Origin of the sequence: Zhongshania sp., assembly GCF_041623545.1 — a bacterium.
GTDB lineage: Bacteria > Pseudomonadota > Gammaproteobacteria > Pseudomonadales > Spongiibacteraceae > Spongiibacter.
In genome coordinates this window covers 1-11,330 of sequence record NZ_JBFJWS010000085.1, presented here as the reverse complement: position 1 = coordinate 11,330, position 11,330 = coordinate 1, and the positions used below count along the sequence as shown (strand labels likewise).

The window sequence follows — 11,330 nt, the reverse complement described above, 5'->3', positions numbered from 1 at the left end:
TCTATGGCCAAATTGTTTGCCTCGGAAGCGGCTAATCGCGCCTGCTATACCGGCCTGCAAATTTTGGGTGGTAACGGCTATAACCGCGAATATCCGCTGGAGCGTTTGGCTAGAGATGTACGCATTACTAGCATTTACGAAGGCACCAGCGAAATTCAGCGTATGATTATTTCGCGTAATATCTTTAGCTGAGTATTGGTTTTTTTCCGCTAGTCCGAATCTGCCAGTGCCTGTTGTTTTAAGGTGCTGGCAAGTTCATCGCCCAAGTATTTTTCAATCACGTAGTGCACGCCGTACAGTACCGGTGTCATCACTACCGCCATCAAAAATTTGTAAATATAGTTCACTACGCCAATGGCTAAGACCAGCTTTAGGCTCCAGTCTGCACCAATATAAAAGGCGATGAACAGCACTACAAAGCTGTCGATAAATTGGCTGACCAAGGTCGATCCCGTGGCCCGCAGCCAAATCCAGCGCTCGCCGGTTATTTTTTTGACGCGGTGGAACACCATTACATCGATAATTTGGCCGACGAGAAAGGCGACCAATGAACCGAGAATAATCCACAGGCCTTGACCAAAGACTAGCCTGAACGCCGCGTCGTAATTACTCACTAGCGCTCGTAAATTATCTTGTTCGAGCTGCGGGAGGGCAGGGTTGATATGCGATTGCGGCCAGAAATCGGCGGGTACTAAGCGAATGCCAATAAAGAACATGGCAAAGGCGTAAATGATTAAGCCGGCGGTGAGATAAGACAATAATTGGACGCCGCGTTTACCATAGTACTCATTAATGATATCGGTAAGCACAAAGACAAAGGGCCACAGCAGTACGCCCACGGTGAGGTTAAAGGATAAATTCTCGATACCAAATAGATTTAAATCCAGCGGTGCTATGCCCAGAGTGTTCTCTAGCGAGAATATTTTTACGCCGATTAATTCTGCGATAAGGGCATTGGCGACAAAAAATCCGGCCAAAAGAATAAATAGGCGTGTGGCTTTATTGTTGAGAGTATTGCTCGTCATGGGCGTATCCTACTGACACCGTCGGTGGCCGGGAAAACTGGTGCCTAAATGGGGTAATATGGCAGCTCAGCACATTTTACATTAATCGGCAGCGGGCTACAGGGCTTGTGTGGAAAAGCATCCGCGCCTTCTTTGATTGAGTTTATAGAGTTAGGTGAATTTATGTCTGTAAAACACCCTGCGCCTTTGGTACTCATCACCGGTGCCTCCCAAGGTATCGGCGCGGCCATTGCTAAGTGCTTTGCCACGGCCGATTTTCCTGTGCGCCTTGCCCTCGTTGCCAGAACCCACAGCCGGCTGACTCAGGTCGCCGCTGAATGTGCTGCAGCAGAAGTGAAAGTTTATGCTGTGGATGTAAGTAATGCTCAGCACGTGGCAGATTTCGCCATTACCCTCAAAGCGGAAATGGGCGACGTCGACGTTTTAATTAATAACGCAGGCAGTTGGCTGGGCACAAGTATCGTTGATACTGATGTTGACGATTTTGATCGGATTATCGCTGCCAATTTGCGCAGTACCTTTTTGCTTTCGAAAATGGTTCTGCCGGGGATGATTGCAAGGCAGTCTGGCGACATATTTAACATGTCGTCAACAGCGGGCTTGGAAGGTTACGCTGGCGTCTCGGCCTATTGCGCAGCCAAACACGGCGTTAGCGGCTTTACTAAGGCACTTCGTGAAGAGGTAAAAGGCAAAGGGATTCGCGTGTGTTGTGTGTCACCGGGGCCGACTTATTCGCCCTCATGGCAAGACACTGGCGTGGCAAAGGAGCAGCTTATGCCCGCCGAAGACGTGGCTCGCGCGTTCCTGGATATATACAAACTCGATCGCAATGTTGTGGTGGAAGATATCGTTTTGCGGCCACAAATTGGGCATATTGTTAGCGACTAAATGGGGGCTAATTATTAACGCAATAGTGGCCTTAGCATTCCTTCTAAACCATTGAGCTTAATCTCATACATTAGCCCCAATTGTTCGCCAAGTTTGCCTGCCGGAAAGCCCTGTTTGTGGAACCACACTAAATAGGGCTCCGGTAGCTCGAGCAGCTTTCGGCCTTTGTATTTACCAAAGGGCATGACTTGGTTCACGGCATCTATTAGCTGTTGCGGGTTTTGCTCAAGATCCATTATGGCTTTTCCGCGTTGCTGGGGGCGTCTGTGAGTTTCCTGTTTTGATCGCTTTGCCAAGCGTTGGCGCCCAATGCGATGAGGCGAAGCTGTTTTTCAGCGAGGATGATTAGTTCGTCATCGTCTTCGCCACGGGGTCTTGCCATCAACTGTTGGTTTACGATTTGAATCATAGACCGGATCATAAGGTTGGCTAGCATTCGTAAATCTGAATCACTCCAATTGTCGTGGGTCACCAATCGACTTAAGTCGCGGGCAAGTTCACTCTCTAATTGCTTGAATTCGTCGTTAATGGCCTCGCGAATGCACGCGACACCGCCAAAGGATTCTCTGGCAATAAACTGAAATTGGCGGCGGTGGGCGCGCACATAGGTGACAAAGGTCTCTACTGAGCGGCGAATAATCAATTCTTCAGGTATGGGGTTGGCGCGCACAGTTATCAGCATGGCCCGCAAGGTGCTAAACGACGTGGTAACCAGCTCCAAGCCGAGGGTATTCATATCGGGGAAATGCCGGTAAAAGGCGCCGGGGGTTATGCCAACTTCTCGGGTGACTTCGCGAAGGCTAATGGCATCGAAACTTTTGTCGCGACTAATGAGCTCCAGTACCGCTTCCAGCAAGGCCTGTCGGGTGTTAATTAGGGTGTCACTGTGACTGCGGTGGCGCTTTTGTGGGCGACTCATTGAGGCGAATTTCTCGGTAGCTACTGGCTTAATGCGTTTAAGTGTACAAGCCCCAGCGTGCTGAGGCTATGACTTGTCTTGCACGTTAAGCTAGCGCTATGCCAATTAGACCGCCAAGGGGCTTGCCGTATTGCGGGGTGGCAGGGCCAATTTGAATATTTTGACCCAAACCGTGGCGTACTGGCGATAAAGAGGGCCCGTGTTATAGGGCAGACCATACTTCTCACAGATTCGACGAATTTCCACCGACATTTCCGCGTAGCGATGGGCGGGTACATCGGGAAACAGGTGGTGTTCAATTTGGTGGGAGAGGTTGCCGCTCATCACATGGAAGAGCTTGCCGCCAGTTAGGTTTGCCGAACCAAGTAGTTGGCGGTAGTACCATTGGCCACGACTTTCGTTTTCGCATGACGCTTCGGTAAAGGTATGTACGCCATCGGGAAAGTGGCCGCAAAAAATAATCGAGAAGCTCCAGATATTGCGAATAACGCTAGCCGCGACATTGGCTGCGAGTACCACCGGGAAAAATGGGCCAGCTAGGATCGGATACAGAATAAAATCCTTACCCCAGATCTGCGCGGTTTTACGTAATGACAGTTTGAGTTCCGGCCAAACGTCTTTAAAGGTCTTGCGGCCTGAACGGAGGCTGTCTATTTCTACACCGTGCAAGGCAACGCCCATATCGAAGAACAGCATTAGCAAAGTGGCAAAAATCGGATTGGCAAGATAGGCCGGGTGCCATTTTTGCGCGGGGTCCATGCGCAATATGCCGTAGCCAATATCCCGGTCTTTATCGAGAATATTGGTGTAGGTGTGGTGCTCGTAATTGTGGGAGTGAGCCCACTGATCGCCTGGGCAGTTGGTGTCCCAGTCGTAGTGACGGGAATGGAAGCGTGGGTCGCCCATCCAATCATATTGACCGTGAATTATATTGTGACCAATTTCCATATTGTCGAGAATTTTGGCAATGCCTAAACCTATACTGCCAGCGCTGATCAGTAGCCAGAATAAGGGCCAGCTAGCGATGCCTAAGGCAATGCTAAAGCCGAACAGTGAGGCGGGCAAAAAAAGCAGCGATGCAAAAATGCAAATGCGAGCAGCAATGGTCAATAGGTGGTGAATGCGGACTATTTTTTTGATGTAGCGGGCGTCGCGTTCGCCGCGATCGCCTAGCGCGCTTTGCTTTACGGCTTCTATCTCGGCGCCAAAGGCGTCGAGTAACTCGGGCTTCATTCTTGTTGTGTTGGTATTCATTCGATTCTCCTCCTGCAATGTAGGCTCGTTTAAATGGCGAGGCTGACATCACCTAGTGGTTGGGAAATACATAGGCGGATATATTCTTCGCCGTGGCTGACTTCGCCGCTGTTCATATTGCGTACGCTGCCGTCGGTCTTGAGGCAGCTGCAGCTGTGGCAAATGCCCATTCGGCAGCCTGATTGCGGTTGCAGCCCAGCGGCTTCCGCTTGCTCTAATAAGTTGCGGCTGTCACTACTGACTTCGCTCTGACTATTTTTGAAGATCAGTGTGCCAACGGCCCCAGTATCACCTGACGTACTGGTGACGGCTTTGAATCGCTCGGCGTGAAATTTCTCGCTGTGGCCCAGTAGTTGATATTCATCACTAACGGCCTGTATTAGGGCCTCGGGGCCGCAGACAAAGCATTCGGGCAAAGTCAGCGCGCCGGTATGGGCACTGAGATTATTTTGAAAGCTCAGTGCAGTGAGTAAATGCTGTTGGCTAAAATGCCCGTTTAACTTGCCAGTACCGTCGCTAAAGACCGGTAGTAAAGAAAAGTTTGAGTACGTGCTAGCAAGCTTTAGCAGGCGTGCATGGAATACGGTGTCGGCTTCACTGCGGTTGTAATACAGCAGGGTTACGCCGCCTTTGTATCCGCGCTTTAAGGCCGCTTCTAGCATTGCCATGATCGGCGTAATCCCGCTCCCAGCCGCGATCATCAGCAGTGCATCTGGCAATAGCTCGGGCAGGACAAAGTCCCCCATTGGCGGTGATAAGCGAATTATGTCGCCTACCTTGATTTGGCTATTGATGTAGCGGGACACCAATCCGTCGGCCTGCGCTTTTACGGTAACAGAGATCCGCCCAGCGCGGCGATTCAAGGAATAGCTACGGCTGTGTAAGCGGCCATTAATCTCAATATACAACTGGCAGAATTGGCCTGGGCGAAAGCCCGGCCAGTCGCCATTGGGGCGCAACTCTAGGGTGACTGTATCTTTGGTTTCACGGCGAATGGCGGTGATATAAGCCGGAATGCGAGTTTGATCTAAGGACCACATCGGATTGAGTACTTCTAAGTAGCGACCGATACCGTTGGGTGCGGCGAGGGCATTGATCACTCGCGAGTCGGCAATTCGGCGCCAGGTGCGGCGTGCTGGTTTGGTGCTGAGGTTCATGGCTGTTTCCTCTTTGCGGGTCGAGATATTGAATTAGTTTGTAAACATGTGTGCACTTTATGTGTGGGCGCGCATTAAGTCAACATGTGTTCACAAATAATTCATGCATCCTTTACAGGGCTCCCTATCTGCTTGGTTTTCGGTAACTTGCTGAAGTTAAAGGTATTTGTATTTTTCTGGGCGGATTTTTTGAATCCGGCTGCTGGATATTGCTAATTTTTACCAAATTATTTTTATCGTAATCATCGCGCTGAAACGGTCATTAATGGCTGTTGCTGGGCTTGCCAATAACAATTCTGTTAAACTTCGCCCCCCGGTATCCGCCTAGAACGAGATTGAATATGACGGAACAAGCATCAGCCCAGCAGGTGGTTCGCGATCATTTGGCCAAGCTCCACGAGCAGCCACAGGTGCCTGCCGCCGAGCGCGCGGCGCTGCGTGACAAAATTAAGCGCTTATTGAAAGAGCGCAATGCGGTGCTGGTGGCCCATTACTACACCGACCCTGAAATACAGGCGCTTGCCGAAGAAACCGGCGGCTGTGTTTCTGATTCCCTAGAGATGGCCCGTTTTGGCCGCGATCACCCCGCGTCTACCCTAGTGGTTGCTGGGGTTAAGTTTATGGGCGAGACGGCAAAAATTCTGTCGCCAGAAAAGCAAGTGTTTATGCCGACCTTAGAGGCGACTTGCTCCTTAGACATTGGTTGTCCGATAGAAGAGTTTTCAGCATTTTGTGATCAACATCCTGACCGCACTGTTGTGGTTTATGCGAATACTTCCGCTGCGGTAAAAGCCCGCGCCGACTGGGTGGTTACCTCAAGTATTGCATTAGACGTTGTTGACCACCTCGACAGTGAAGGTCAGAAAATTCTGTGGGCGCCAGATAAGCACCTTGGTGACTACGTGCGCCGCGAAACCGGAGCAGACGTATTGCTGTGGGACGGGGCCTGTATTGTTCACGAAGAATTTAAGGCTCAGGGCATTCTCGACTTGAAAAAGGTCTACCCAGATGCCGCGGTGTTAGTCCACCCAGAATCGCCAGAAAGCGTAGTTGCACTGGCCGATGTCGTCGGCTCTACCACGCAAATTATTAATGCCGCGCGGGATCTGCCCAATAAGCAAATGATCATTGCCACCGACCAGGGCATTTTTTACAAGTTGCAGCAGCTGGTGCCAGACAAAGAATTTATCATTGCACCAACAGCGGGTAGCGGCGCGACCTGTCGAAGCTGTGCAAATTGCCCGTGGATGGCGATGAATGCCCTCGATAATCTCGCCTACGTATTAGAGCACGGCGGTAACGAGGTGCATGTTGATCCGGAGCTTGGTATACAAGCCATGAAGCCGCTAACGCGGATGCTGGATTTTGCTGCGGCCAAGCCTAAGTCTTGAGCCGCTCGCCAGCAGCGCCAGTATTCTTCAAAACCAGTGCCGCCTGCGATGCCATGGCGGCGCGCTTGGGTTTGGAGCTTGTAAAAAAATGGCAGACCGATCCTGAGCAGCTTTATGTATTTTTTGAGCAAGGCCGTTTAGGCATCGGTTTAGCGCCATCTCAAAGAGAAAACCCTGTCGCCGTAGATTTTGCCTACGCATTGCAGCACCGCCACCCCGGCAAAGAATTATTAATTAAAGCGCTAGGCGGCAAGCGGCCGACGGTCGTTGATGCCACTGCCGGTCTCGGTCGCGACAGCTTTGTTATGGCCTGCAATGGTTGCACCGTAATCATGTGCGAGCGCATGCCCGTCGTTGCCGCGCTGCTGGAAGACGGCTTAATGCGCGCCAATATCAGTATCGATACCATGGATATTGCCGCCAGAATGACTTTGATAAAGCGCGGCGCAGCAGACTATCTCGACGAATTGGGTGAAAGTGATTGCCCAGACGTGGTGTACCTCGACCCCATGTTCCCTGTGTCAGGAAAATCTGCTTTGGTTAAAAAAGAAATGCGTCTCTTCCACTCCCTTGTAGGCTTGGACGAAGACAGTGCTGCCTTGCTGGATATTGCCCTGCAAAGAGCGCGACATAGAGTGGTGGTCAAGCGCCCACCAAAGGCGCCATTTCTAGCGGAGCGTAAACCGCAGTTGTCAGTGGCCGGTAAAGCGGTCCGTTTCGATATTTATCCGCTTAAGGCGTTTCCTAAATAATTGCTCAAACCCCGAGTTATATACCGGCAGTTGAATCATCATCGCTGATGGTATTGGGGTATCATATGTCCCCATACAAACGGCGAACCCACACAGAATCCCGCTCTGGGCTGAACTCTGCTTGTTATCAAGGCAGCGTAGACACCTGAAGTGTAAAGCCCATCACTAATTTTGCCCCGCGCATAATATGGGTGATTTTGGCTCAAAACCTATATTAAAGATCTAGAAGTGACACGCTCTTCAATACGGTTAGTTAGCCTAGGTTCCCTTAGCTTCTTAGCCCTGCCGGCTGGGCGGTACTTCGAGCCAGCACACTTTCTGGTATACTATGCGGCGATGAGTTTTTATACCTGCCTATTACACTTAACGAGTTACAGTCTCATGTCAGATAGCAAGCTTATACCCGCTGTACAAATCCACAGCGGTGAAAAATTCACTACTGAGCGCGGCGTAAGAGCAATCAAAGATGGCATCAAGGCCGCAAATCAAACAAGTGATCGTTTAGCAAAGCCAGATTGGTTGCGCGTTAAAATTAAGGCTGGTAATGGCTATAAGAAAGTAGCGTCGATCGTTTCTGACAATAAGCTGGCCACAGTTTGTGAAGAAGCGAAATGCCCCAATTTGAGCGAGTGCTGGAGTGCCGGTACCGCAACGATCATGTTGATGGGAGATGTGTGTACCCGGGCTTGTCGCTTTTGCTCGGTGAATACAGGTAATCCAAAAGGTCTTTTAGACGCAGATGAGCCAGAGCGCACTGCCCGTTCGGTGCAATTGATGAATCTAAAGTATTTAGTGTTGACGTCAGTTAATCGCGACGATTTAGCGGACGGTGGCGCAAGTCACTATGCGGCCTGTGTCAAACGGGTGAAAGAGGTAAATCCAAACACAGCTGTTGAGGCCCTAACCCCTGATTTTGAGGGTGTATTAACAGATGTAGAAGCCGTTATTGATTCAGGTATTGAAGTTTTTGCGCAAAATATTGAAACCGTCGAGCGCCTAACTCACCCGGTGCGCGACCCAAGAGCCAGCTACCAGCAAACTATTGATGTCCTCGCGCATGCCAAGCAATACAAACCGGAAGTCATAACGAAAACAAGTTTGATGCTTGGCTTGGGTGAAACTGACCAGGAAATTCTCGACACCATGGACGATTTACTCGCTGCCAATGTCGATGTTTTGACCTTGGGTCAGTATCTACAGCCTACGGCCAATCATTTGCCTATACAGCGTTATGTGACACCGGCGGAGTTCGAAAACTATCGACAGCTTGGCCTAGCCAAGGGCTTTTTGGAAGTGGTATCAGGTGTGTTTGTACGCTCAAGTTATCGCGCTGAGCAGGTACTACAGAAAAATAACGTAGGGCTGTAATACTCCCTCGTGTCGATTTGCAATTGACGCGGATTCATCCGGCACTGAAATATCAGGACTCTGAGGAATTCAAAAACCACCCTATTGCAAACCGGTCAATAGTAGAAGAATGCGACTTTACTGTGAGGGGTGCACGCCAAGTTGTGCGTCAGTATTCGATGCATTTCAACAACCCACGTCCGCGGTGCCCAAAGTTTTGTAGGACTGACCTATTGAGTGGACTGGGAGGCGCTGGTTTTTAAGCCAACAACTCCCGCAACATTCCTTCATACATCAACGACAATTTATCTAAGTCTTCGGCCTTAACGCATTCATCCACTTTGTGGATGGTGGCATTGACCGGCCCAAGCTCAACAACCTGTGCGCCAGTCGGTGCAATAAAGCGGCCATCGGATGTACCACCAGCAGTGGATAAAATGGTGTCCTTGCCCGTCACTGCTTTTATGGCGTGTTGCGCTGCTTCCACCAAAGGACCTTCTGAGGTGAGGAAGGGTTGTCCACTCAGGTTCCAGTCAATCTGGTAATCCACGCCGTGGGCATCAAGTATGGCGTGGGTGCGTTCTTTTAATATTTCGGCGGTGAGTTCGGTGGAAAAACGAAAGTTAAACACCACTTCCAGCTCGCCGGGGATGACATTGGTGGCGCCGGTGCCGCCATTGATATTGGAGATTTGAAAGGAGGTGGCAGGGAAGAAATCATTGCCTTCGTCCCATTGTTCTGCCGCCAAAGCAGCTAATGCTGGGGCCGCTTGGTGTATGGGGTTTTTGGCTAAATGCGGGTAGGCGACGTGGCCCTGGACGCCTTTTACGGTCATCATCGCGCCTAAAGAGCCGCGCCGGCCATTTTTGATGACATCGCCGACGTGGTCGGTAGAGGAAGGTTCGCCGACCAAGCACCAGGTGATTTTCTCATTTTGCTGTTCCAGCCATTCAACGACCTTTACGGTGCCGTTAATTGCGGGGCCTTCTTCGTCACTGGTAATCAAAAAGGCGATTCGGCCGCTGTGATCGGGGTACTCGGCGACAAAGTTTTCGCAGGCGGTGATCATTGCCGCCAGGCTGCCTTTCATGTCAGCTGCGCCGCGGCCCCGCAACATACCGTCCTGAATCACGGCGTCAAAGGGTTGGGTCTGCCAATTGGCAGCTGGGCCCGTTGGTACAACATCGGTATGTCCAGCGAAGCAAAAGATTGGCCCGCTGCTGCCGTGTACTGCCCAAAAATTGTCAACATCGCCAAAGCGCAGTGATTGGCACTTAAAGCCAATCGCGCTTAAGCGCGCCATCATGATGGTTTGACAGTCGGCGTCGGCCGGGGTAACCGAAGGACGTTCAATGAGTTCGCAGGCCAGTTGCAAGGTGGGGGAGAGGGCTGTCATAGGGTGTCGGCTTCTGTTGCGTAAATAGGTGGTGCGGCGGGCGCAGCTGTAAGCGCGGTATTCTAGCAGAACTTTGACCACTGACCGAATCACTCACCGGCAGGGTAATTGAGTGGAAATGTCATAGAGCCCATTTATTGCCTTGGTTAAGATGGCTTATCTGGTCGCGAGTACGCCACGCGACCGCAGTTTAGTTAGTGCATACAAATAACAGAGGAAGGCTTATGAGCATGGATTTGGATATTGCGGTGGCCGCCGCCGAATTTGACTTCGCCGATCAGGATATACCTCAGCGGCTGCGTCACTGGGCGCGAGTCAAGCCCGATCATCCATTTATGATCTGGGAGCCGCGTTCAGGTGAGGATAAGCGCTGGACCTACCAAGCCTTTGATGAGGAAAGCAGCCGGATTGCCGCGGGCCTTTATGCCAAGGGTGTACGCAAGCACGATAAAATCTTGATTCACGCTGAGAACTGCCCAGAGATGGTCTTGGCGTGGTATGCCTGCGCAAAAGTTGGCGCCGTTGGCGTAACTACCAATACCCGCTCTGTTGGTGGCGAAATCACCTATTTTGCCAGCCATACTGAAGCGGTTGGGGCGATTACTCAGCCTAAGTTTTATGACGAAATCAAAGCTCATGCTAAAGATCTGAAGTGGATTGTGGTTACTGATGACAATTCCGGTGAAGCGGTTGAGGGCGTTTGCGATGGGGAGGCCTTTGGTAGTTTGTACGGCGATGCCGCTAGTCTGCCCACACGGCCTGCTGAGCCTATGTTGCCTGCGGGTATTATGTTTACCTCTGGTACTACCTCTTTGCCTAAGGCGGTTGTACACACCCATGCCAATGCGCTTTGGTCTGGGGTAATGGGCTCAAGTAGCATGGGAATGGATGGTGACAGCGTTTATCTTGGCTTTTTACCATTCTTCCATGTTAACTGCCAAAGCTGGGCATTTTGGGGTTCTTTAGGGGTAGGTGGCACTGCCGTGTTAATGCCTAAGTTTTCTGCGAGCCGCTTTTGGGCGGTGATTGAAAAGCATCAGGTATCCCATTGTTCGATGATCCCCTTTGTCTTCAAAGCGATTGGCATGGAGCCGGTGCCGGAGCAACACAGCTTAAAAGTAATGCCGATGGGGATTATTTGGAAAGATATTGAAGGATGGCTAAAAGCCAAGTCCTTTGCCAGCTGGGGCATGACCGAAAC

General features: G+C 50.9%; 12 protein-coding genes. 6 read left to right on the top strand and 6 right to left on the bottom strand.

Translation table 11 applies throughout. From position 1 onward, the window contains the following. The coding region (locus tag ABYT30_RS09795; protein WP_373096253.1) for an acyl-CoA dehydrogenase family protein at positions 1 to 192 on the top strand (192 nt) is incomplete at its 5' end. A gap of 17 nt (positions 193 to 209) precedes the next feature. Here ABYT30_RS09795 and ABYT30_RS09790 read toward each other — a convergent pair. Beyond that, on the bottom strand, positions 210 to 1,025 hold the full coding sequence (locus ABYT30_RS09790; RefSeq protein WP_373081317.1) for a queuosine precursor transporter: 816 nt from the start codon (positions 1,023 to 1,025) through the stop codon (positions 210 to 212). Between the two features lie 162 nt (positions 1,026 to 1,187). Here ABYT30_RS09790 and ABYT30_RS09785 point away from each other — a divergent pair, with 162 nt between their 5' ends. Then, on the top strand, positions 1,188 to 1,913 hold the full coding sequence (locus ABYT30_RS09785) for an SDR family oxidoreductase (RefSeq protein ID WP_373081319.1): 726 nt from the start codon (positions 1,188 to 1,190) through the stop codon (positions 1,911 to 1,913). Positions 1,914 to 1,927: 14 nt separating this feature from the next. Here the strand turns inward: ABYT30_RS09785 and ABYT30_RS09780 are convergent, their stop codons facing one another. From ABYT30_RS09780 to ABYT30_RS09765, 4 genes are all read right to left on the bottom strand, one after another. Further along, entirely contained in the window at positions 1,928 to 2,149 is a 222-nt protein-coding gene (locus ABYT30_RS09780) for a DUF3820 family protein (protein WP_008246857.1), read from the bottom strand. Beyond that, the gene (locus tag ABYT30_RS09775) at positions 2,149 to 2,832 is read right to left on the bottom strand and encodes a TetR family transcriptional regulator (RefSeq protein WP_373081321.1); all 684 of its coding nucleotides are present in this window, start codon (positions 2,830 to 2,832) and stop codon (positions 2,149 to 2,151) included. Before ABYT30_RS09775 ends, ABYT30_RS09780 begins: the two co-directional genes overlap by 1 nt. A gap of 105 nt (positions 2,833 to 2,937) precedes the next feature. Continuing rightward, entirely contained in the window at positions 2,938 to 4,086 is a 1,149-nt protein-coding gene (locus ABYT30_RS09770; protein WP_373081323.1) for a fatty acid desaturase, read from the bottom strand. Between the two features lie 29 nt (positions 4,087 to 4,115). Further along, positions 4,116 to 5,243, bottom strand: a complete 1,128-nt coding sequence (locus ABYT30_RS09765; protein ID WP_373096251.1) for a ferredoxin reductase — start codon at positions 5,241 to 5,243, stop codon at positions 4,116 to 4,118. A 341-nt stretch (positions 5,244 to 5,584) separates the two neighbouring features. Here ABYT30_RS09765 and nadA point away from each other — a divergent pair, with 341 nt between their 5' ends. The 3 genes from nadA (at position 5,585) to lipA (ending at position 8,754) form a co-directional block, all read left to right on the top strand. Continuing rightward, on the top strand, positions 5,585 to 6,634 hold the full coding sequence (nadA, locus tag ABYT30_RS09760) for a quinolinate synthase NadA (RefSeq protein ID WP_373081327.1): 1,050 nt from the start codon (positions 5,585 to 5,587) through the stop codon (positions 6,632 to 6,634). After that, on the top strand, positions 6,631 to 7,386 hold the full coding sequence (locus ABYT30_RS09755; protein ID WP_373096250.1) for a class I SAM-dependent methyltransferase: 756 nt from the start codon (positions 6,631 to 6,633) through the stop codon (positions 7,384 to 7,386). Before nadA ends, ABYT30_RS09755 begins: the two co-directional genes overlap by 4 nt. A 381-nt stretch (positions 7,387 to 7,767) precedes the next feature. Continuing rightward, positions 7,768 to 8,754, top strand: coding sequence for a lipoyl synthase (lipA, locus tag ABYT30_RS09750; RefSeq protein WP_373081329.1), 987 nt, complete (start codon positions 7,768 to 7,770; stop codon positions 8,752 to 8,754). A gap of 238 nt (positions 8,755 to 8,992) precedes the next feature. Here lipA and dapE read toward each other — a convergent pair whose 3' ends face one another. Further along, positions 8,993 to 10,129, bottom strand: coding sequence for a succinyl-diaminopimelate desuccinylase (gene dapE, locus ABYT30_RS09745; protein ID WP_373096248.1), 1,137 nt, complete (start codon positions 10,127 to 10,129; stop codon positions 8,993 to 8,995). Positions 10,130 to 10,353: 224 nt separating this feature from the next. On the opposite strand from dapE, the gene ABYT30_RS09740 reads away from it, so the two are divergent. Beyond that, on the top strand, positions 10,354 to 11,330 hold a 977-nt coding region (locus tag ABYT30_RS09740; protein ID WP_373096246.1), incomplete at its 3' end, for an AMP-binding protein.